18 protein-coding genes are annotated in these 22,337 nt (G+C 69.3%); 3 read left to right on the top strand and 15 right to left on the bottom strand.

The features are described from left to right. Positions 1-43: 43 nt before the first annotated feature. Entirely contained in the window at positions 44-2,302 is a 2,259-nt protein-coding gene (locus Q9R08_RS14550; protein WP_308868824.1) for a beta-glucosidase family protein, read from the bottom strand. Between the two features lie 214 nt (positions 2,303-2,516). Between Q9R08_RS14550 and Q9R08_RS14555 the strand changes: the two genes are divergently transcribed. Beyond that, positions 2,517-2,699, top strand: coding sequence for a hypothetical protein (locus Q9R08_RS14555; protein WP_308868825.1), 183 nt, complete (start codon positions 2,517-2,519; stop codon positions 2,697-2,699). Positions 2,700-2,741: 42 nt separating this feature from the next. On the opposite strand, the gene Q9R08_RS14560 is transcribed toward Q9R08_RS14555, so the two are convergent. Genes Q9R08_RS14560 through Q9R08_RS14570 form a run of 3 tightly spaced genes read right to left on the bottom strand, consistent with a single transcriptional unit; the run spans position 2,742 to position 6,246 of the window. Beyond that, positions 2,742-3,587 (bottom strand): transglutaminase family protein, encoded by an 846-nt coding sequence (locus Q9R08_RS14560; RefSeq protein ID WP_308868826.1) that lies wholly within the window; start codon positions 3,585-3,587, stop codon positions 2,742-2,744. Continuing rightward, entirely contained in the window at positions 3,584-4,516 is a 933-nt protein-coding gene (locus Q9R08_RS14565) for an alpha-E domain-containing protein (protein ID WP_308868827.1), read from the bottom strand. Before Q9R08_RS14565 ends, Q9R08_RS14560 begins: the two co-directional genes overlap by 4 nt. Further along, positions 4,510-6,246, bottom strand: coding sequence for a circularly permuted type 2 ATP-grasp protein (locus Q9R08_RS14570; RefSeq protein ID WP_308868828.1), 1,737 nt, complete (start codon positions 6,244-6,246; stop codon positions 4,510-4,512). Before Q9R08_RS14570 ends, Q9R08_RS14565 begins: the two co-directional genes overlap by 7 nt. A gap of 209 nt (positions 6,247-6,455) precedes the next feature. On the opposite strand from Q9R08_RS14570, the gene Q9R08_RS14575 reads away from it, so the two are divergent. Continuing rightward, entirely contained in the window at positions 6,456-8,180 is a 1,725-nt protein-coding gene (locus tag Q9R08_RS14575) for a molybdopterin-dependent oxidoreductase (protein WP_308868829.1), read from the top strand. Between the two features lie 22 nt (positions 8,181-8,202). On the opposite strand, the gene rocD is transcribed toward Q9R08_RS14575, so the two are convergent. The 6 genes from rocD to Q9R08_RS14605 form a co-directional block, all read right to left on the bottom strand. Beyond that, the gene (gene rocD, locus Q9R08_RS14580; protein ID WP_308868830.1) at positions 8,203-9,429 is read right to left on the bottom strand and encodes an ornithine--oxo-acid transaminase; all 1,227 of its coding nucleotides are present in this window, start codon (positions 9,427-9,429) and stop codon (positions 8,203-8,205) included. 20 nt (positions 9,430-9,449) lie between these two features. Continuing rightward, positions 9,450-10,358: a dimethylargininase gene (gene ddaH, locus Q9R08_RS14585; protein WP_335342915.1), complete on the bottom strand. Its 909-nt coding sequence runs from the start codon at positions 10,356-10,358 to the stop codon at positions 9,450-9,452. A 117-nt stretch (positions 10,359-10,475) separates the two neighbouring features. Beyond that, a complete protein-coding gene (locus Q9R08_RS14590) occupies positions 10,476-11,495 on the bottom strand; it encodes an NAD(P)-dependent alcohol dehydrogenase (RefSeq protein WP_308868831.1) in 1,020 nt (339 codons plus the stop codon). Position 11,496: 1 nt separating this feature from the next. Next, a complete protein-coding gene (locus Q9R08_RS14595) occupies positions 11,497-11,712 on the bottom strand; it encodes a helix-turn-helix transcriptional regulator (RefSeq protein ID WP_308868832.1) in 216 nt (71 codons plus the stop codon). Further along, complete coding sequence (locus tag Q9R08_RS14600; RefSeq protein ID WP_308868833.1) at positions 11,712-12,146, bottom strand: hypothetical protein; 435 nt, start codon at positions 12,144-12,146, stop codon at positions 11,712-11,714. The genes Q9R08_RS14595 and Q9R08_RS14600 overlap by 1 nt, the downstream gene beginning before the upstream one ends. A 163-nt stretch (positions 12,147-12,309) precedes the next feature. After that, positions 12,310-14,442 (bottom strand): alpha/beta hydrolase-fold protein, encoded by a 2,133-nt coding sequence (locus Q9R08_RS14605; RefSeq protein WP_308868834.1) that lies wholly within the window; start codon positions 14,440-14,442, stop codon positions 12,310-12,312. 329 nt (positions 14,443-14,771) lie between these two features. Between Q9R08_RS14605 and Q9R08_RS14610 the strand changes: the two genes are divergently transcribed. Beyond that, positions 14,772-16,328, top strand: a complete 1,557-nt coding sequence (locus Q9R08_RS14610) for an alpha/beta hydrolase (protein WP_308868835.1) — start codon at positions 14,772-14,774, stop codon at positions 16,326-16,328. 142 nt (positions 16,329-16,470) lie between these two features. On the opposite strand, the gene Q9R08_RS14615 is transcribed toward Q9R08_RS14610, so the two are convergent. The 5 genes from Q9R08_RS14615 to Q9R08_RS14635 are packed head-to-tail and all read right to left on the bottom strand — an operon-like array spanning position 16,471 to position 22,334. Then, on the bottom strand, positions 16,471-17,478 hold the full coding sequence (locus Q9R08_RS14615; protein WP_308868836.1) for a LacI family DNA-binding transcriptional regulator: 1,008 nt from the start codon (positions 17,476-17,478) through the stop codon (positions 16,471-16,473). 13 nt (positions 17,479-17,491) lie between these two features. Further along, a complete protein-coding gene (locus tag Q9R08_RS14620) occupies positions 17,492-18,874 on the bottom strand; it encodes a glycoside hydrolase family 5 protein (protein WP_308868837.1) in 1,383 nt (460 codons plus the stop codon). A gap of 49 nt (positions 18,875-18,923) precedes the next feature. Next, complete coding sequence (gene arfA, locus Q9R08_RS14625) at positions 18,924-20,435, bottom strand: arabinosylfuranosidase ArfA (protein WP_308868838.1); 1,512 nt, start codon at positions 20,433-20,435, stop codon at positions 18,924-18,926. A 49-nt stretch (positions 20,436-20,484) separates the two neighbouring features. Continuing rightward, on the bottom strand, positions 20,485-21,411 hold the full coding sequence (locus Q9R08_RS14630; RefSeq protein WP_308868839.1) for a carbohydrate ABC transporter permease: 927 nt from the start codon (positions 21,409-21,411) through the stop codon (positions 20,485-20,487). Next, complete coding sequence (locus Q9R08_RS14635; protein WP_308868840.1) at positions 21,408-22,334, bottom strand: carbohydrate ABC transporter permease; 927 nt, start codon at positions 22,332-22,334, stop codon at positions 21,408-21,410. Before Q9R08_RS14635 ends, Q9R08_RS14630 begins: the two co-directional genes overlap by 4 nt. Positions 22,335-22,337 lie beyond the last annotated feature (3 nt).

The following is a 22,337-nucleotide window of genomic DNA, read 5'->3' on the forward strand; positions in this document are numbered from 1 at the left end:
ATGAGGCGGCACGCGCCGTCACCACCTCACCCGGCGCCATGGGCTACTTGACCGTGAACGACGCCTCGGCGTCGGCGCTGACCGACCCGCCGACCGTCACCGTGTAGGTGCCGGGCGCGGTCGTCCATGCCGACGCCGTGGTGTCCCAGTACTCGAGCAGGTGCATGTCGGCGAGGTCATCGGCCGACAGGGTCACCTGCACGTTCCGGTGCTCGCCGGGCTCGAGCGTCACGCGCTCCCAGCCGATCAGGCGCTTCGAGGGCTCACCCGTGGCGTCGGGCAGGTCGAGGTAGACCTGTGCGACCTCGGTGCCGGTGACGTCGCCGGTGTTGGTCAGCTTGAAGCGCACACGGACCTCCTTGTCGCCGGTGGTCGACTTCGGCGTCACCGTCACCTTGTCGTAGGCGAACTCCGTGTAGCTCAGGCCGTGACCGAACTCGAACAGCGGCTCGATGCCTTCGGCCTCGTACCAGCGGTAGCCCACCTCCAGCCCCTCGCTGTAGTCGACCTGCCGGATGCCGGATGCGTCCAGCACCCCCGGATACCGCGCTTCGGAACCCGCCGTCGGCGTGTCGGCGAGTGAGACAGGGAACGTCATCGGCAGCTTGCCCGACGGGTTCGCATCGCCGTACACGAGCGCCGCGAGCGCGGGGCCGAACTGCTCTCCCGAGTGCCACGCGTGGAACACCGCGTCGACGTCGTCGATCCACGGCATCTCGACGGCGGAGCCCGCGTTGAGCACCGCCACGGTGGCGGGAGCGGATGCCGCGACCGCCTCGATCAGCTGATCGCCGTTGCCGTCCAGCCGGAGGTCGGGCAGATCCTGGCTCTCCCCCATCGTGTAGTGGCCGAACACGATAGCGACGTCGGCGGCGGATGCCACCGCCGCGGCCTGCGCCGCGTCGGCCCCGTTGTCGTACACGACGTCTCCACCGGCCTGCGTCACGCGCTCGGTGAGAGCGGTGAGCGGGTCGACGAGCGCGGTGCAGTTCAGCACGGGTCCGCCGGGACCGAACGGGAAGTCCCACCCGCAGCCGGTCTGCGCGCTGACGTCCCCGGTGGGGACGCTCGACGCCGTCTGCCCGATGACGGCGACGGTGAGATCGCCCTCGGCCAGAGGCAGCACGCCGTCGTTCTTGAGCAGCACCGTGCTCTGCTCGGCGATCTCGCGGGCGAGCGCCTTGTGCTCCGGCGTGGAGACGTTGGCGACGGGCGTCGTCGGCACCGGGTGGTCGAACAGGCCTCCCGCGATGTAGGAGCGCACCACGCGGAAGGCGGCTTCGTCGATCCGCTCCTGCGTGATCTCACCGGCGGCCAGCGCGGCGTCCAGACGCGCGGGGGTGAACCACCGCGGCCGGTTCAGCTCCTGATCGAGGCCCGCGTTCAGCGACGGAGCGGTCGAGTGCACCGACCCGAAGTCGCTCATCACGTAGCCCTCGAACGGATAGTCCTCGCGCAGGCTCGTCGTGAGGATCTCGTTCTCGCACGCCCAGGCGCCGTTGACCTGGTTGTACGAGCACATGAGGCTGCCGGGATCGCTCTTGCGCACCGCGATCTCGTACGGCAGGTCGTAGATCTGCTTGAACGTGCGCTCGTCCATGTTCGACGAGGAGGACTGCCGCGCGAGCTCCTGCTCGTTCGCCACGTAGTGCTTCAGGTTCGCGATCACCGGCTTGTCGGGGTTGCCGTCCTCCAGACCGCGCACATTCGCGGCCGCCATGAGACCCGAGAGCACCGGATCCTCGCCGAAGTACTCCGAGCCTCGGCCAGACAGCGGTGTGCGGCCCGATGCGATGCCCGGTCCCAGGACGACCGCGCTGCGCTTGTCGAACGACTCGCTGCCGTGCGCACTCGCCTTCTGCTCGCCGAGCTCGAGGTTCCAGGTCGCCGCGACCGCGATCGGCCCGGGCCACGCGGTCGTCCCTGCCGACTGATAGACGCCGTCGGGTCCGTTGGCGTAGACGACCACAGGCGTGCACGCGACCTGCGCGGGGTACACGACCGGTGCCTCGCCCGTGAACCCGGGGTTCCACGATGTGCGTGCGGGGTCGTTCGCCGGCTGCTCGACCAGCCAGCGATACTTCTGGTGCTGCGAGCTGGCGTCGAGCAGCGCCTGGGCGCGTTCGTCCGCGGTCTTCGAGGCATCCATCCACGGCACGGTGCTGCAGTCCACCGCGGCGGCCGGTGCGGCGACCGCGATCACCGTCCCCGTGCCGACCAATGTGGCGCCCAGCAGCACCGCGATCGCACGTCGACGCGCGCGCGCTCGGCGCGGCTGTCGGTCGTTCTCGGACAACGTCATCGTCGTTCCTCTCCGTCGAGGAGCGATCCGTAGACCGCTCTACATATGTAGACCGCTCTACGGTGACACGTGGCATCCGCGAACGTCAAGGTTCTCCTTCGTGATTCACCAGCGGATGCCGGAACGGCCGCGACGGGCCGATCCCGCCCGCCCGCCTGCCCGTGGCCATGTCAAGGCCCCGACGCGCAGCATCCTCCGGGGTTAGCGTGTCGGCATGGACGAACGGCGAAGCGAAGACGAGACGCCCCGCGACGACAGTGCGGCCGACGAGAGGCCGGTGAGCGGCGACGGGAACCCGGTCGGCGGAGACCAGACCACCGAAGACCAGCTGGAGGCCGACAACCCGGTCGAGGCGGACACTCTCGAAACTCTCGATCCCGACAACCCACCCGCCTGACCGAGCAACCCCGGCCGGCAGCACCGGGGAGACGAGCCGGGCCTACGCCTCGCGCGTGATCGTCACCTTGACGTGAAGGTTGCTCTTGAACGGGCCGGCGTAGACGCCGCGCAGCGGCGGCACGTCGCCGTAGTCGCGACCACGGCCGACGAGCACGTGCCGGTCGCCGATCTCGATGTTGTTCGTGGGATCGAAGCCCTGCCACTCCCCCGCGAACCACTCGATCCACGCGTGGGACTCGCCGGTCACCGCGACGCCGACATCCGCCGACGGCCGCGGGTGCAGGTAGCCCGACACGTAGCGCGCCGGGATGCCGACCTCGCGGAGCGCTCCGAGGGTGACGTGCGCGATGTCCTGGCAGACGCCCTTGCGCGCCTCCCACGCCTCGCTCGCGGTCGAGTGCACGCCGGTGATGCCGTGCATGTACTCGACGGCGTCGCCCACAGCGACCGAGATCGCGTGGGCGGCGCGGCCCGGGTGCTCGTGCTCCGCGGCGATGGCGCGGGCGAGCTCGGCCACCTCGGCGTGCGGGCGCGTGCGTGCGGTCTGCGACAGCTGCTCGACCGTCTCGATCGAGCGGGCGGACTCGCGGGCGAGGTCGTCCCATGTGAGGTCGATGTGCTCGAGCGGGCGCGGACGCACCTCGACCAGTGAGCGGGCGGTGATCGTCAGCGACGAGTGCGGGGACAGCACGTCGAACGCCGCGACCCGGGTGCCGAAGTAGTCGACGTACTGGTTGACCGATGTCGACGGCTCGATGTCGAGAGAGGAGTTCAGCACGAACTGGCTGTCGGTCGAGCCGGGCAGCATGCGGGCCTCGTTGTACGAGGCCGTCACGTCGCCCAGATAGGCGAACCCGGTCTGGTGCTCGATGCGCAGGCGCTTCATGAGATCTCTCCGATCCAGCTGGGCTCGGCCTGTGTCGGGAAGAACCGGCCTCGGATCGCCTCGGATGCCTCCCGCGTGACCTTCTGCACGCGGTCCATGTGCGTGGGCAGCTCGCCGAGGATCTCGGAGATCGGCCGGTACTCCAGGTCGTTGCGGATCTGCCCGAGGGCCCGCAGCACGGTGTTGGAATGCCCGACGCGGTCTGCGCGCGGATCGATGGCGCTCATGCACTCCTCGGCGCGCTGGATCGAGTAGATGATCGAGCGCGGGAAGAGCCGGTCCAGGAGCAGGAACTCGGCGGCGTTGCGCGCACTCGGCATGCCGCGATACGTGCGCAGGTAGGCCTCGTACGCGCCGCACGAGCGCAGGATGGTCGTCCACGACGGCCCCGAGGCCTCGGTGAGCGATCGCGTCGCCAGCAGCCGCGCCGTCATGTCGGTGCGCTCGATGCTGCGGCCGAGCGTGAAGAACTGCCACGCCTCGTCGCGGCTCGTCGAGGAGTCGACGATGCCGATGGCCAGCGCCGCGCGCTCGCGCACCCACTGGAAGAACTCGTGCACGCGATCGTTCTGCAGGCGCCGCGGCATCCGTGCACTCGTGGTGTTCAGCGTCTCCCACAGCTCCGTCGAGACGATCTCGCGCGCCCGGCGCGCGTTCTCGCGGGCGGCGGTCAGCGCGTAGGCGATGCTCGACGGGTTCATGCGGTCGACGGCGAGGCGTGCCAACACGTCCTCGCGGCGCACCAGGTCGATGCCGTCGGGAGGAACGGAGCCCATGACGCTGAGCAGCGAGCGGCACGCGATGTCCTCGTCGACCCACGGGTCCTCCAGCAGCAGCTGGAGGTGCACGTCGAGGATGCGCGCGGTGCCGTCGGACCGCTCGATGTAGCGCCCGATCCAGAACAGGCTCTCGGCGATACGGCTCAGCATGACGCACCGCCTTCGTTCTCACGCGACGCGTGTCTCGTGTCCGGCCGAGTCGGGCCCGCCGGAGCGGCGTCCCTGGCGGCCTGCTGCTGCTGCTGCTCCTGCTGCTCGCGGTTGCCGCGCACCGGATCCCGCGGGGAGTGGGCGGGCTCGCTCTGCGCGTCGTAGATGATCGGGATCGCAGCGGTGACGGTCGCCTGATCGGCGACGAGCTCCGGCACCTTGCCGGGGCCGTACTCGCCGCCGGTGGGCGCGGAGCCGCCGACGATCCAGGTGTCCTTCGAGCCGCCGCCCTGGCTGGAGTTGACCACGAGCTGACCCTCGGGCAGCGCGACCCGTGTGAGCCCGCCCGGGAGCACCCAGACGTCCTCACCGTCGTTGACCGCGAACGGCCGCAGGTCGGCGTGGCGTGGGCGCATGCCGTCCTCGACGAGCGTGGGGATCGTCGACAGCATGACGACGGGCTGCGCGATCCACCCGCGCGGGTCGGCGAGCAGCCGCTGGCGGAGCTTCTCGAGCTCGGCGGGCGAGGCATCCGGTCCGACGACCAGGCCCTTGCCGCCCGAGCCGTCGACCGGCTTCACCACGAGCTCGTCGAGGCGGTCGAGCACCTCTTCGAGGGCGTTCGGGTCTTCGAGCCGCCAGGTGTCGACGTTCTTGAGGATCGGCTCCTCCGCCAGGTAGTAGCGGATGAGGTCGGGAACATAGGTGTACAGCAGCTTGTCGTCGGCGACACCGTTTCCCACCGCGTTCGCGATGGTGACGTTGCCCAGCCGCGCCGCGAGCATGAGCCCGGGCGCACCGAGCATCGAGTCGGCGCGGAACTGCAGCGGATCGAGGAAGTCGTCGTCGACGCGACGGTAGATCACGTCGACGCGCTTGGGGCCGCGGGTGGTGCGCATGAAGACCTTGCCGCCGATGCACAGGAGGTCCCGGCCCTCGACGAGCTCGACGCCCATGAGCCGCGCGAGCAGCGTGTGCTCGAAGTAGGCGGAGTTGTAGACGCCGGGGGTGAGCACGACGACGTTGGGGTCCTCGATGCCTGCCGGCGCCGAGGCGCGCAGCGCCGCGAGCAGCTTGTTCGGGTAGTCGCCGACCGGGCGCACCCGCATCGAGACGAAGAGCTCGGGGAGGGTCTGCGCCATGACGCGCCGGTTCGAGATGACGTAGCTGACACCCGACGGCACGCGCACGTTGTCTTCGAGCACGCGCATCTCGCCGTGCTCGTCGCGGATGAGGTCGATGCCCGACACCTGGATGCGCACGCCGTTGGCGGAGTGGATGCCGGCGGCCTGGCGGTAGAAGTACTGCGAGCTCGCGATCAGCCCGGCGGGCAGCACCTCGTCCCGCACGCAGTACTGGTGCCCGTAGGCGTCGTCGAGGAACGCCTCGAGCGCGCGCACGCGCTGCTTCACGCCGGCCTCGATGCGCGACCACTCGTCGAAGGTGATCACGCGGGGCACGGCATCCAGCGGGAACGGACGCTCCTCCCCCGCGAAGTCGAACGTCACGCCCTGAGCGAGATACGAGCTCGCGAGGGAGTCGGTGCGCCCGCGCAGCTCTTCCTGAGTCATCTGCGCGAGCGCCTGGTACAGCTCTCGATAGGCCTCGCGGGACTCGGCCGGCGCACCCGGATGAGCCGGGTTTCCGAACATCTCGTCGAACGCGGGAACCCCCGAGGGCGTCTTGCGCGGCGCCAGCGTGGAGCCGTAGCCGTCGAACAGATCACCCATCCGGACAGCCTAATGCGGGCCGTGTTGCCGCGGTGTTTCGACGGATGCGGGCGGCACCGCGAGCGCGAGGAGCGGCGGCGGACGACCCGCGCCGGACCGGCGCTCATCCCGCTCGCCGCGTGCGGGGCCACGCCGGGACCGATGCACCGTAAGAACCCCGTAATCCCCGGCGGCGCCCCTGGGACGCCCGGGAACCATACGCTGGCACCATGGCTGCGACCCGATCGGCCGGACGTGCCCCGGCCCCGCTGACGTGGGTCGCAGGCGTGGCCGCCGTGCTGCTCGCGGCGGGACTCGGCGAGCTGGTGGCCATAGTCGTCAGCCCCTCGTCCAGCCCGGTGGCGGCGATCGGCTCCGCCCTCATCGACGTCGCACCGCCGTGGGCGAAAGACACCGCGATCGCGCTGTTCGGCACCGCCGACAAGATCGCCCTCATCGTCGGCATCGCCCTGGCGATGCTGGTGCTCGCCGCGCTCGCAGGCTGGCTCCAGGCCCGCCGCCCGCCGTGGGGCGTCGTCGTGATCGCCGCCTTCGGCATCACCGGAGCGGTCGTCGCGGCGACGCGACCCGGCGCCGGCGCACTCGCCTGGCTGCCGGCACTCGTCGCAGGTGCGGTGGGCGCCGTCGCGCTCTGGCTGCTGGTCCGGCTGCTCCAGCCGGCAGCGGCCGCACCGGAACCCGCCGGCTCCGCACGAGACGAGCCCGCGAATCCCGTCGCCGGTCCCGCCGCCGAGGTGCCCGCAGGCCCCCCTGCACCGGCCGAACCGGCAGCGCCCGTCGCCGCTTCCGCCGCCGACGTGCCCGCAGGACCCGCACCGGCAAGACCCGTCGCCGCTCCCGCCGCCGACATGCCCGCCGCCTCGCCGCCCAGCCGTCGCGCGTTCTTCGCGTGGGCGGGCGCGGCCGCGGCGGCCGGCATCCTCGCGACGGTTGTCGGCGTGCGCGGCGCGACGTCCGCGACGATCGCCGCGGTCCGGCGGGCGGTGAGGCTCCCGCAGCCGGCGGTCGCGGCATCCGCCGTCCCCGCGGGCGCGGAGCTCGACATCGCCGGCCTCGCCGACGTCGTCACCCCGAACGACCGGTTCTATCGCATCGACACCGCCCTCATCGTGCCCGAGGTCGACCCCGCGGACTGGCGCCTGCGCGTGCACGGCATGGTGGCGAACGAGTTCGAGCTCACATGGGACGAGCTGCTGGCCCTGCCGCTCGAGGAGTCGTGGACCACGCTCACGTGCGTCTCGAACGAGGTCGGCGGCACCCTGATCGGCAACGCGCGGTGGCTGGGCTACCCGCTCCGCGAGCTGCTCGCGCGGGCCCGCCCCGCCGCGGATGCCGACATGGTGCTGTCACGATCGATCGACGGGTTCACCGCATCCACCCCCCTCGAGGCCGTCACCGACGAACGCAACGCGATCCTCGCCGTCGGCATGAACGGCGCCCCGCTGCCGACGGAGCACGGCTTCCCGGTGCGCATGGTGGTGCCGGGACTGTACGGCTACGTCTCGGCGACGAAGTGGGTCGTCGATCTCGAGGTCACGAGGTTCGACCGGGCGACCGCCTACTGGACGACGCGGGGGTGGTCGGAGCGGGGCCCGATCAAGCTGCAGTCGCGCATCGACGTGCCGCGCAAGGGCCAGGGCCTGAAGTCGGGCGAGGTGGTCGTCGCGGGCGTGGCGTGGCAGCAGCAGGTGGGCATAGAGGGCGTCGAGGTGCGCATCGACGAGGGCGAGTGGACACCGGCGACCCTCGCGACGGCCATCTCGGACGACACGTGGGTGCAGTGGAGCTTCCCCTGGACCGCGACCACGGGCGATCACGTCATCCAATGCCGCGCGACGAGCAAGGCCGGAGAGGTGCAGACCGAGAGCACCGCGCCGCCCGCCCCGGACGGAGCGACCGGCTGGCACTGGCGAACGGTGTCGGTCTTCGACTGACGGCCCGAGGTGCCGAGCCGGTTCAGGCCGCGAGCACCACGCGCAGCTGCTCGACGGCCCAGTCCAGCTCTGTACCGCGGATGACGAGCGGCGGCGCGATCCGGATGGTCTGGCCGTGCGTGTCCTTGACGAGCACTCCGCGGCCGATGAGGCGTTCGGCGATCTCGCGGCCGGTGCCGACGGCGGGGTCGATGTCGACGCCCGCCCAAAGACCCGCGACGCGGACCTCGGTCACGCCATGACCGATGAGATCCTGCAGCTTGGACTCGAGGTGCTCGCCCAGCAGCTTGGCGCGACGCTGGAACTCGCCGGTCTGCAGCATCTCGACGACACGGAGGCCGACCGCCGCGGCGAGCGGGTTCCCGCCGAAGGTGGAGCCGTGCTCACCCGGGTGGATCACGCCGAGGACATCGCGATCGGCGGCGACCGCCGAGACGGGAAGGATGCCGCCGCCCAGCGCCTTGCCCAGCAGGTACACGTCGGGCACGACGCCCTCGCGGTCGCACGCGAACGTCTCGCCCACACGGCCGAGGCCCGACTGGATCTCGTCTGCGATGAGCAGCACGCCGCGGCGCGTGCAGATCTCGCGCACCGCCCGGAGGTATCCCTCGGGGGGCACCACCACGCCGGCCTCGCCCTGGATCGGCTCGATGAGCACGGCGACCGTGTCGGCGGTGATCGCCGCGTCGATGACGGCGGCGTCGCCGAACGGCACCGACACGAAGCCCGGCGTGAACGGTCCGAAGTCGGCCCGCGCCTGCGGGTCGTCGCTGAAGCCCACGATCGTGGTCGTGCGGCCGTGGAAGTTGCCGTGGGCGACGACGATGCGCGCAGCGTCCGGTGCCACGCCCTTGACGCGGTAGCCCCACGCACGTGCGACCTTGATGCCGGTCTCGACCGCTTCCGCGCCCGTGTTCATGGGCAGCACGAGCTCCTTGCCGCAGAGCGCCGCGAGGGCGGCCGCGAACGGGCCGAGGCGATCGTTGTGGTAGGCGCGGCTGGTGAGGGTGAGGCGGTTCAGCTGCTCCTGCGCCGCGGCGAGGAGCGCCGGGTGCCCATGCCCGAAGTTGAGGGCCGAGTAGGCGGACAGCAGGTCGAGGTAGCGCTTGCCCTCGACGTCCGTCACCCACGCGCCCTCACCCCTGGAGATGACCACGGGCAGCGGGTGGTAGTTGTGCGCGACGTGCTCCTCTTCGGCGGCGATGATCTGGCTCATCGCCGCGTCGACCGAGGGGGAAGTGGCGGTCATGGTGCTCCTCTTTCCCGCCGTCAGCGCCGCAGCTCGAGCGTGCAGCACTTGATGCCGCCGCCGCCGAGCAGCAGCTCGGACAGGTCGACGAGCACCGGGTTGTAGCCGCGCTCGCGCAGCTGCGCCTCGAAGCCCTTCGCGCGCGGCGAGATGATGACGTTGAGGCCGTCGCTGGCCGAGTTGAGGCCGAACACCGCGCCGTCGGCGTCGGCGACGCGGATCGCGTCGGGGTAGCGCTCGGCGAGGATCGCCTGGCTGCGCTCATCGAACGCGTGCTCGAGGTAGGCGATGTTGGCCTTCTCGACGCCGCCCGGACCCTCCACCGGGTCGAGCACCGAGATGGCGGTGTCGAGGTGGTAGAACCGCGGGTCGACGAGGTTGAGGCTGACGACCTCCTTGCCGAACACGTCGGCGAGCTCGCGGTGGCTGTCGCCCGTCGAGCGGAAGCCGGTGCCGGCGAGGATCGTCTCGCCGACCAGCAGGAAGTCGCCTTCCCCCTCGTTGACCTCGACGGGCTCGGCGACCTCGAAGCCGTTGGCGCGGAACCAGTCCATGAAGGCCGGGCCCTCGGGCACGCGCTCCTGGAACCGGAACTTCGCGCCGTAGGCGACGTTGTCGATGACGAAGCCGCCGTTGGCCGTGTAGACCATGTCGGGCAGACCCTGGATGGGGTCGATGAGGTGCACCTCGTGACCGAGTGCGACATAGGTGTCGTACAGCGCCTGCCACTGGCGGACGGCGAGGGCCGTGTCGGTCGGGTTCGCCGGTTCCATCCACGGGTTGATCCGGTAGCTGACGGTGAAGTGCTCGGGGCGGCACATCAGGTAGCGGCGCACCTGCTGGATGCGGCCTTCGGCGACGGCGGTCTCGGTCGCACCTTCGGTCGCCGAGCTGGTCGAGGTGGCGGGCGCGGTGTTCTGCGTGGACATCTTGCTCCTGTACGAGGGGCGGCGGACGCTGTCCAGGGGCCCGGCGGAGCTGGAGAAGCCGGCAACCGGGCACGCCGCGACCATTCTCTCACGAACGTTGTGCGTGCCCTGGGAGCGTCAGGCCGCCGTCACGACCACCTTGCCCACCGTGTGCCCGGCGGCGACGTGGGCGAGCGCAGCGGGCGCGGCGCCGAACGGGAACGTCCGCTCGACGACGGGGCGCAGCGACCCTGCCGCGGCGAGCGCGACGAGTTCGGCGAGCACCCGGGGCTTCGCGGTGGCCGCGAGCGGTCGGAGCGGGCGTCGGGAGCCGATCGAGCGCAGGGAGGCGCCCAGGATGCGCCCTATCGGTCCCAGCAGGCGACCGCCCTCGCCCGACACGAGCACGACCCGACCGCCGTCGCGCACGAGGCGCTGCAGTGCGCGCAAGGGCGCGGTGCCGGCGATATCGACGACCACGTCGAACGTGCCGGCCTGCAGCTCGGTCGCACCCGGCTGCACGCGGCGGTAGTCGAAGGTGCGCGTCGCGCCGAGCCCTTCGACGAGGGCACGATTCTGCTCGCCGCACAGCGCCCACACTTCGGCGCCGCGGAGCGCGGCGAGCTGCACGGCGAATGTGCCGACCCCTCCGGAGGCTCCGATCACGAGCACGCGATGACCGGATGCCGCACCGCCCCGCTCGAGCGCCTGCCACGCGGTCCCGCCTGCGATCGGGAGTGCCGCCGCGACGACGGCGTCGAGAGCGGGTGGGCGGGGCACCAGCCGGGCGGCGGGTGCGAGCGCGTAACGTGCGAGCCCGCCGCCGCCCGGGAGCTCGCCCACGACCTCATCGCCCACGGCCACGTGCGTCACGCCGTCGCCGATGGCGATCACGGTGGCCGCGGCATCCATCCCCCGCACGGGCTGGCGCGGCCGGCGCAGGCCGAACGCCAGACGCACGAGAAGCGGCTCGCCGCGCATCACGCGGATGTCGCCGTTGTTGAGGCCGGTGGCGCGAAGCCTCAACAGGGCCTCACCGCGTCCGGGTGCGGGGACGTCGACCATCTCCCTGGCGATGGACTCGGCGTCACCGTAGCGGCGCTGGGTCCAGGCGGGCATCGTGCCGGTGCGCAGCGTCGAGGGACGGAGATCGGACATGTCATTCCTCCGGGTAGTCGAAGAGGTCGTCGAGTCCCACACCGAAGGCGCGGGAGAGCTGGAAGGCCAGCTCGAGCGTGGGCGAGTACCTGCCCTGCTCGATGGCGATGAGGGTCTGCCGCGTGACTCCGACGCGACGGGCGAGCTCGGCCTGCGTGATCCCTGCCGCCTCGCGCACCGCGCGGATGGAGTTGGTCACCTTGGTGGGCTTGACCATCAGACGAGCCCCCGGCGGTAGGCGATGACGCTCGCGATGCCGCCGATGATCGACGACGCGGCGAAGCCGAAGAACATGCAGTTCGCGATCCAGAACCAGTCCGCCTGGAAGGCGCACAGCACGATGACGCCGAGACCGGCGATGACCGTGAACGCCTGCCCCACGCGCCCGCTCATGGCGCTGATGTCGCGGTCCCGCTGGTCGCTCGTGCCGACGCCGTCGGGGTCGCGCATTCCGGCGAGGATCCCCCACACGATGCTGATGACGATCGCGGCGACGATGCTGCCGCCGATCGTCCAGAGCATCAGCGGCACCCAGTCGACATCCGTCAACGGCCCGCCGCCCGCCTGCTGCAGGACCAGAATCACGTAGACGGAGACCCCGACCACGCTCGCGATGAGGCTCGCCCAGATGTTGCGCTCTTCGTAGACCATGAGATGCTCCGCCGATGTGTAAAGGATTCTTGACACCGACGTTAGGTGTGGGCCGCCGAAGTGTCAAGAATTTTTTACAAAGCCGCGAGCGCGGTGCCCCTCATACGCACGCACCGCCGCCTCCCGTGCGGGAGACGGCGGTGCGTCGGCTCGACTCGATCCGTCAGCCGTCCGTGCTCTGGAACAGCCGAGGGGCGAAGTCGATGAGGTTCTTCTGCCAGACGTCCCACCCGTGAGGGCCGACCGTCACGCCGTTGAACTCGTACTCGATGCCCAGCTGATCCAGCACCGGAAGGGAGCTCATCACCGACCCGTAGGTGAAGTCGGTGATGTCGCCGGTGTAGATGCGATACAGCTCGGTTCCTGCGTTGATGGCCTCGACGTCGACGCCTGCCGTCCCGCCGAAGCCCGCGGCGAAGGTCCCGATCCAGGCGAATTCACCGGGATGCGCCTTGAGCACCGACACCGTTCGCGCCCCGCCGGCCGACAGCCCGGCCAGCGCCCGATCGGCGGGATCGCTGCTGATGTTGTAGTGCTCCTCCGTCGCAGGCACCACGTTCTCGAGCAGCTCCCGCGGGTAGTCGCCGACGTTGCCGTTGGGCATCACGACGACCATCGGCTCGATGGCGCCGTCCAGCGACAGGTTGTCGAGGATCTGGCGCGCACGTCCGACCTCCACCCAGTCGGTCCAGCTCTGACCGCCGCCGTGGTTGAGCACGAACAGCGGATAGGGCTCGGCGCGGTCGGGGTCATACCCCGGCGGGGTCCACACGTAGGCATTGCGCTGCTGGCCGGCCACGGTGCTCTGGTAGCTCATGACCTCCAGGCCCCCGCCTTGGCCCTCGGGAACGTCGGCAAGCAGGCGCGAGCCCCCTCCCGGGACGAGGAAGGTGCTCCACGCCGGCTCCGATGTCACCTTCGTCGGGTTGGACGTGTCCTTGACGGACTGTCGATCGACGATGAGCCGGTAGTGGTAGAACTTCTCCTCGAGCGGGCCGACCGTCGCCCTCCAGCGGTCACCGACCTTGTTCATCTCCACGCGGAGCCAGCTGCCGCCGGGCGCCCAGTTGGCCCAGACCGAGACATACTCGGCATCGGCGAAGTCGGCCGTCGTCTCGAACGTCACGAAGTCGTCATCGGTCAGCCACGGCGTGGGCGTCGTGCCTGCGGCGGGCGGCTCGAAGCGCTCGGTGAGCGCCGTGTGTCCCTCGCTCATGGCGGGGTCGGACGCCGTACCCGTGAACAGCCGCGGCGCGAAGTCGATGAGATTCTCCTGCCAGGCGTTCCAGTTGTGGCCGGCATCGGGATTCACGCCGTCGAACTGGTAGTTCAGACCGATCGCGTCGAACTTCTGGAACGAGTCGTAGACGTCGTTGTACGCGATGTCGGTCTTGTTGCCGACATAGACGCGGAACAGCTCGGTGCGGTCGTTCATCCTGTCGACGGGGATGGCGTCGAGGTCGCCGAAGCGTCCGGCTCCGAACGTGCCGATCGCGTCGAACTCGCCGGGGTGCTCGCTGAACACCTCGAACGCCTGGCCACCGCCCATCGAGAGGCCCGCCAGCGCCCGATGGTTCTTGGAGGGCGAGACGTTGTAGGTGCGCTCGACGGCGGGCACGATGTTCTCGAGCAGCTCGGCCGAGAAGTCGTCGACGTTGCCGTTGCCCATCACCACCAGCATGTCCTCGAGCTGTCCGGCCAGCCACAGGTTGTCGAGGATCTGCTCGGCGCGACCCACCTCCACCCAGTCGCGGTAGCTCTGGCCGCCACCGTGCTGGAGGTACAGCACCGGCAGCTTCTTTCCCTTGGGCTGGTAGGTCGGCGGAACCCAGACGAGTGCCTCACGCTGCTCACCCGCGACGGAACTGGCGTAGGACAGCGTCTGAATGACCCCCGCCGGTTCCGGCGCATCCGCCAGCAGCGCCGCCGACTCGCCGGGGATGAAGAACGTGCTCCATTCCGGCTCGGATGCGACGCTCGTCGGGTTGCTCGTGTCCTTCAGGACTTTGATGTCGTCTCCCGTGACCTGGTAGTAGTACAGACCGGGCTCGAAGGGCCCGTACGTCGCGGTCCAGTTGGCACCGCTGCGCTGCAGTCCGATCTGCGCCCAGTTGTGCGAGGGGCCGAAGTTGCCCTCGACGACCACCTGCGACACCGGCCCGACGGCGGCTTCGACGGCGGCGTTCGGCACGGCGATCCGCAGATAGCCGCCCTCCTGCTGCGCGATCCACGGCTCGGCCGCACTCGCGGGCGCGGCAGCAATCAGGCCGGTGAGCGCCAGGACTGCAGCAGTCACGACGGCAACGGCCCGTCTCGCTCTCCCGAACCGGCCGGAGCGCCGGTCCTCGGATGTGATCTCCATCGATTCCTCATCTCGTGTGACTCGACCGACACCGGGAGCACGCGGGCCCCGGGGCCGACTGGCTGAGACGGGCGGACACGCAGCAGAGCATGTCTTTACAACGTAGTAACTCCCGTCCGCGTTCACTCTTACAGAGCCACTCGCATCGGGTCAAGAGAAAAATACAACGTCGTAAAGATTGGCTTTACAACGTCGTAAACCGGCTGTAGCCTGGCCCCCGCCGAGCAGCCTTGCCGGCACTCACAACCATTCGAGGAGGAACGGTGGAGAGTATCGCGCAACAGCGCAGAGATGACGCGGGGGTTCGGCACGAGGTCGGAGAGGACCGGCGCTTCGGCAGGCATCGCCTGAAGGCACTGGCCGTCGCAGTGCTCGCCTCCGCCCTGGTGCTCACCATGTCGCCGGGGGCGGCGCAGGCCGACGATGGGGATCCGACGCCCGGTCCGACGATCATCGCGGACCCGGATTCACCCACCGGCTACACGGGCCACTTCGTGTACTACGACCCGGAGGCGACCAGCGTCCGCTTCGTCGCCGACATCCTGCTGCGCAACTGGGCCGACCCGACGGATACGAAGGTGTACCAGCCGTCCGAGTACAAGCCCGGCCTCATGCGAGGGGGCGGCGGGTACGACGTCGAGATGACCGACGCCGGCAACGGGTACTGGGTGACCGACGTTCCGCTCGCGGCGGGCGCGAACCAGTACTGGTTCTACGTGGACGACAACACGAGCCTGTGGGTGGCCGACCCGGCGAACTCGCCGATCTTCGCGCCCGACGGACTGACGGGCACAGCGCGACGCGCGTTCAACAAGGTGTTCGTCCCCTACGACGCCGAGAAGCAGAACTTCGCGCCTCTGGCCGCCCGCCAGATCGAGCTCGAGCGGGCCGACTCGCCCAAGGGCACGTGGAGCTACGTCCCGTTCGAGGTCAACGGCACGACCCGCACGATCGGGGTCTACCTTCCGCCGGGCTACGACGCCGAGCGCGCGGAGCCGTACAAGACGATCTACATGCAGCACGGCAGCGGCCAGGACCAGTCCGACTGGATGAACATGGGTGACGTGCCGGTCATCATGGACAACCTGATCCAGGACGGGACCACCGAGCCCGCGGTCGTGGTCACGACGAACACGAACTACCTCGGCGCCTCCAGCCAGGGCTATCCCAACCTGCGGAACGTCGTGATCCCGTTCGTCGAGTCGAACTACAACGTTTCCACGGACGCGATCGACCGTGCCTTCGCGGGGCTGTCGGCGGGTTCGGGCGTCACGCAGAGCCTGATCAACTTCGATGCTGACGCGTTCGGCTACTACGGGCCCTGGAGTGGCGGCGCGAGCGTCCGCACCACCACGCCGAACCTGGCAGCGCCGTACATCCTCTACGGCGGCGGTCGCTGGGACTTCGGTCTGCCCAACGCGAACACGGTGGCGGCGCTCGACAACGTCGGGTTCGTCGAGAACGTCGTCGTCGCTGGTGCCCACGACTTCAACACGTGGAACCAGATGTTCACGACGTTCGCGCGCGACTACCTGTGGCACCCCGAGGCCTTCATCAAGGACGAGATCGACACGCTCAAGGCAAGCGTCGCCGGAACGGACCTGAACAAAGGCAACCAGAACGCCCTGACGGTCAAGCTCGACCAGGCTCTGAACCTCGTCGCGAAGGGCGACAGCGTCGGCGCCCTCGAGGTGCTCAACGGCTTCGTGGCCCAGGTGACCGAGCTCACCGCTGCCGGCAAGCTGACGACGGAGCAGTCGGCGGCGCTGCTTCCGGTCGCCCAGAAGATCCTCTTCAACGTGGGCTACTGGGTGCAGTGATCCGCTGCTGAGGCGAAAGGGGTGCCGGCGGGCTCTGGTCCGCCGGCACCCCTTCGCGCACGGAGGCAGCGTGGCTGCCGGCATCCCCTCCGTGCGCAGCCTGTCGGCCTGCGGCTCTGTCGCGCGGGCGCGCTGAGGAGCGCTAGCGAGCGGGCGCTGCCGTCGAATCGCGTACGACGAGACTGGTGGCCAGCTCGACCCGGGTGACTTCCGGCCGCGGCTCGTCGAGCAGCTGCAGGAGCAGCTTCGTCGCCTGCTCGGCCATCTCGCGCAGGGGCTGGTGAACGGTCGTCAGCCGCGGGCTCGCCAACTCGGCGATCGCGAGGTCGTCGTAGCCCACGACGGACAGCTCGCCCGGCACCGCGATCCCCCGCGCCTGTGCCGCGTACAGCACCCCGAGCGCCTGCAGATCGTTGCCCGCGAAGATGGCGGTCGGCGGATCGGCGAGACTCAGCAGCTCCGACGCATGCCTCTCGCCCCCCTCTCGCTGGAAGTCGCCGTAGCGGATCCATTCCGGCTCGATGGCCACACCGGCCGAGGTCATCGCCGCGCGGTAGCCATCGAGCCGCGCGAGGGAGCTCATGACCTCCTCGGGACCGGTGATCGCCGCGATCCGGCGATGGCCGAGCTCCAGCAGATGCCTCGTCGCGGCGAGCCCGCCGGACCAGTTCGCCGAGCCGACGGAGGGGATGCCGGGTGCCGGGTCCCCCGCCGGATCGATGATGACGAACGGAATGCCGCGGGCCTTCAGCGTGGCGCGACCCTGCGGAGGGACGTCGGCGAACAGCAGGATGATCCCGGTCGGACCCCGTCGCACGACGGCATCGAGCCACTCCGGCCCGGGCGTGCGCCGGTCGCCGCTGACGGACAGCGAGATCGCCAGGCCCACCTCGGCGGCGCTCTCGCGAACGCCCTCGATGACGGCGAGCGCCCAGTCGCCGTCGAGTTCGTGGAGCACTACCTCGATGTACTCGCGCCGCTCCTTGCTCTTGCGCCGCCGGTAGCCGCTCATGCGCAGCTGCTCCTCGACGAGGGCTCGCGTCGCCGACGACACGTCGGCCGCACCGTTGAGCACTTTCGAGATGGTCGTCAGCGACACTCCGGTCTGCGCGGCGATCTCCTTGAGGGTCACCCGCTGGGTCCGCGCCATCACACCACCTGGACTAGCGCGCCGCGCGCCGGAGGATCGTCGCCAGCCCTTCGCGGACCCGGCAGTGGGCGAACGAGAAGGCGTCGGCCAGCTGCTCCGCCTCGTCGGGCGCGACGCCCTCGAACGCCCGCGCGAACTCGTCCACCATCGCCTCGGCGAGCATCACATGCCGCACGTGTCCGTGGATCCACCGGCGCGCGCCCCACGGGTAGGGCTGGAAATCCGGGAACTCCGTCTCGAAGAGCCGCTCGATCGGTTCCAGGATGCCGCGGACTCCGGCATCCGTCGATCCCCAGGAGTCCACCCCCAGACGGGCCTTCTTCTCGAGCACGGGCGCGATGCGGCGGAGGTAGGCCGACTCGGGGTCGACGGTCACGACTCCCTGCAGCCCGATGTCCTTGTAGGTCCACAGCGCCCAGCTCGCGTCGTACCGCTCGAAGATCTCGAGCTGGTCCTCGAGCAGGCGGTAGCGCTGCTCGTCCCGCGCGGGGTCACCGGTGTAGACCGGACCGAACTCACCCACCCAGATCGGCGTGCCCGTCTCGCGCATGTACTCAGTCCGCTGCAGGAAGGTCTCCTCGACGCGTGCCCGGTCGACGAACTGGCCGCGAGAGACCCCGGGGTAGGGGCCGCCGTCGACGAACCCCGGCAGCGCGTAGTCGTGCGCGGTGTAGACGCAGTTCGGCAGCGGATCGCCCAACTGGTCGAACTGGGTCGAGTAGCGGTTGCCGTCGAGGAAGAGGATGTGGTCGGGATCCACCGCCCGGATTGCCGCCTCGAGTCGGCGATAGAACGGACCGATGGCGGACCCGTGCGCGTCGGCCGGTTCGTTCACGGGGTTGTAGCCGGCAACCCACGGGTTGCCTCGGTAGTGCTCCGCGATCGTCTCCCACAGATGGACGACGCGATCCTGAAACTGCCGCTGGCCCCAGAAGTTCGCCCACTGGGTGGGGTTGTCACTGTGCCAGTGCTGGTTCTGCGCACCCGGCAGCGCATGAAGGTCGAGGATCGTGTAGATCCCGTGGCCGGCGCACGCCTGGACCACCTGATCGAGCAGCCGGAAGCCCTCCTCGCGGATGACGAACGGCTCGTCGTCGCTCTCGAAGTGGCGGTAGTTGAAAGGGATCCTCAGCGAGTTGAGTCCGAGCGACTGCAGGAACGCCGCGTCCTCAGCGGTGAAGAAGCCCGCCAGGAAGCGAGCGAAGAAGCGCTCGTACCCCTCGTCGCCGAGGACGCGCCGAAGGGCGCGCCGCTGCTGCGACTCGGCACCGGCGTAGCCGGTGATGAAGTTCTCCATGTTCATCCAGCCGCCGAGCCCGAACCCCCTGAGGGTCACCGGCCCGTCGTCGGCCACGATGCGGGTCCCGTCGACACGGAGCATGCCGTGCGGCGTCATCGTCTCTCCTCCTCTGTGTGCACGTGCGAGACGGATCGGTCGGCTGCGCTCAGTCGAGCGTCAGAACCGTCCACGAGACAGGCGGCAGCGTGATGCTGACCGTGCCCTCGCCGACACTCACCGAGGTGTTCTCCCGCGGGGAGACGCGCTCGGGATCCTCCAGCGTGTTCGCCGCGTGGATGTCGCCGTCGAAGAGCGATGTCGCGCGGGCGGCGCCGACGGAGCCCACGGCACGGGTGTCGATGTCGAGCGTTACCTCCTCCGTCAGGCTGCGGTTCACGGCGAAGACCGTCGTGCCGCCGCCGGCCTCGTCGTACGTCGCGACGGCGTCGACGAGCGGCACCTCGCCGTAGAGCCGGGTGCCGTAGGTCGGGCTGTCGAGCTTGAGCTCGAGCGCGACGTCGCGGGCCAGCCTCGAAGTGAGCGAGAACGGGTGGAACGTGGTCTGCCGCCACGCGGGGCCGCCCGGCTCGGTCATGATCGGCGCGATCACGTTCACGAGCTGCGCCAGGCTGGCGGCGGTCACCCGGTCGGCGTGGCGGATCAGCGAGATCATGAGGCTGCCCAGCACGACGGCATCGAGCACGGAGTACGAATCCTCCAGCAGCCGCGGCGCGACCGGCCACTCCGCCACGTCGGTGATCTTGTCGACCTCGTTGTAGCGGGACTGGTACCAGACGTTCCACTCGTCGAAGGAGATGTTGATGGTCTTGTCGCTGCGACGGGTGGCCTTCACGTGGTCGGCGGTGGCGACGACGGCCTCGATGAACCGGTCCATGTTGACGCCGGAGGCGAGGAAGCTGCCGTAGTCGTCACCCTTGGGCTCGTAATAGGCGTGGCACGAGATGAAGTCGACGTCGTCGTAGGTGTGCTCGAGGACCACGCGCTCCCAGTCGCCGAACGTCGGCATCTGCGCGCTCGAGCTGCCGCAGACGACGAGCTCGAGATCGGGATCGATCTGCCGCATCGCGCTCGCGGTCTTAGCCGCGAGCCGGCCGTACTCCTCGGCGGTGCTGTGCCCGAGCTGCCACGGGCCGTCCATCTCGTTGCCCAGGCACCACATCCGGATGCCGTGCGGTTCAGGGTGGCCGTTGGCGACGCGTCGCTGCGCCCAATGCGTGCCCGAGCGCAGGTTCGCGTACTCGAGGACGTCGAGGGCCTCGAGCACGCCCCGCGTTCCCAGGTTGACGGCGTACATCAGCTCGCTGTCGACCTTCTTCAGCCACCCCGCGAACTCGTCGAGGCCGATCTCGTTACTCTCGGTCGAGTGCCAGGCCAGGTCGAGCCGTGGCGGTCGCTCGTCGCGCGGCCCGACACCGTCCTCCCAGCGATAGCCCGACACGAAGTTGCCGCCCGGGTATCGGATCGTCGAGACGCCGAGCTCGCGCACGAGCTCGATGACGTCGGTGCGGAAGCCTTCCTCGTCGGCTTTCTCGTGCCCCGGCTCGTAGATGCCGTCGTACACGCAGCGGCCCAGGTGCTCGACGAAGGATCCGAAGAGGCGGCGATTGACGGGTCCGATGGTGAACTGCGGGTCGAGGGTGAGGTGTGCTCGGTTCATTCTTCTCTTCCAAGGACGAGGGAAAGGGGCAGGGGCGTGGAGCGCCCGCTCACTTGAGGCTTCCGATCGACAGCCCGCCCTGCCAGTACTTCTGGAGGCCCAGGAACGCGATGATGAGCGGGATCACCGAGACGAGCGCGCCGAGGATGATGATGCTCCACAGGTTCTGCCCGCCCGCCGCCCCATACGTCGCTGCGGTGGACTGCCAGAGCCCGATGCCGACCGTCACGGGGTAGAGGCGGTTGTCCGACAGCATGACGAGCGGGAGGAAGTAGTTGTTCCACGAGGCCACGACGGACAGCAGTACCACCGTCACGATCGCCGGGCGGAGGAGCGGCAGCGCCACCTGGAGGAACGTCCTGAACTCGCCCGCGCCGTCGACGCGTGCGGCGTCCAGCAGCTCGTCCGGCACCGCATCACGCGCGTACACGTTCATGAGGTAGACCCCGAACGGATTGAGCAGGCTGGGGAAGATCACCGCCCAGATGGTGTTCGTCCACCCGACCTGAGCGAACAGCACGAAGGTGGGGATGACGAGGGCCGTCGTCGGGATCATGACGGCACCCAGCAGGATCGCGAACGCGGCACGCCGGCCGGTGAAGTTGTACTTCGCGAATCCATAGCCGGCCAGCACGGCGAGCACGGTCGCCCCGACACCGCCGGCGATCGCGTAGAGGGCGGAGTTCGCCAGCCACCGTGCGTAGATGCCCCCGCTGTAGGTGAAGAGTTCGACCAGATTGCCGATGTAGTCGATGTCGTCCGAGAACCAGAGCGCACTGCCACCCCCGAACAGACCGGCTGAACTCTTCGAGCTGTTGACGATGAGCCACCAGAACGGGATCAGGAAGTACACCATCAGCAGCGCGAGCACGACGTTCATCGGTATGCGGCCGCGTGTGCGCGGGGTCGTCCGGCGCTCGACGCGTCTGCGCGGCTTCGGGTTCGTCCCGGTGAGCTCCATGGGTGTGACGGTCATGAGAAGAAGCTCCCTCGCTTGCGGGTGGCGAACAGGAAGATGTAGACGCACACGAAGACGACAGCCCCGAGCGCGAACGAGATCGCCGACCCGTAGTTGTAGTTCGCCAGCGAGAACGCCTGCTGGTAGGCGTACATGTTCGGCGTGAAGTCGTTGGGGATCGCTCCGGCGGCCAGCTGCTGCAGGATCTGGGGCTCGTTGAAGAACTGCAGGGTGCCGATGAGGGCGAACACCAGGATGAGCAGCAGGGCTGGAGAGAGCAGCGGGATCTTGATCCGCAGGACGATCTGCCATTGGGACGCGCCGTCGATGCGCGCGGCCTCGTAGAGCGTCGGATCGATGCCCTGCAGCGCGGCGTACAGGATGATCATGTAGTAGCCGACCCACTGCCAGGTGACGATGTTGAGCAGGCCGTAGAAGATGAGGCTGCTGCTCAGGAAATCGGGAGCCTGAGCGCCGAAACTTTCGAAGATCTCCGCGAGGGGACCGAAGTTGTCGCTGTAGAGGAACCCCCACATCAGGGCGCCGATCACGGTCGGGATCGCGTAAGGCATGAAGATCATCAGGCGCGAGAATCGCGCGAACCGTGTGATCACGATGTCGAGGATCAGCGCGATCGCGAGCGAGATCGCCATCTGCAGAGGGATCAGCACAAGCGAGAACCGGATGACGAACCACATGCCGTCGAGGAACGACGGGTCACTGAAGGCCTTGACGTAGTTGCCGAAGAGGACGAACCTCGTCCCGCCGATGAGGGACTTCTGGAACAGGCTCAGATAGAGCGCGAACCCGATCGGGAGTACGAGAAGGGTGAGGAAGACGATCCCGAATGGTCCGACGAAGAGCCAGCCGTAAAGGTTCTGGCGCCGCGTGGTCGACCTTCTGTGCTTCGTCTTCGCGGAGGTTGCGGTTGACGCAGTCATGAT

The sequence above is a fragment of the Microbacterium psychrotolerans genome (genome assembly GCF_031085295.1).
Classification (GTDB): domain Bacteria; phylum Actinomycetota; class Actinomycetes; order Actinomycetales; family Microbacteriaceae; genus Microbacterium; species Microbacterium psychrotolerans.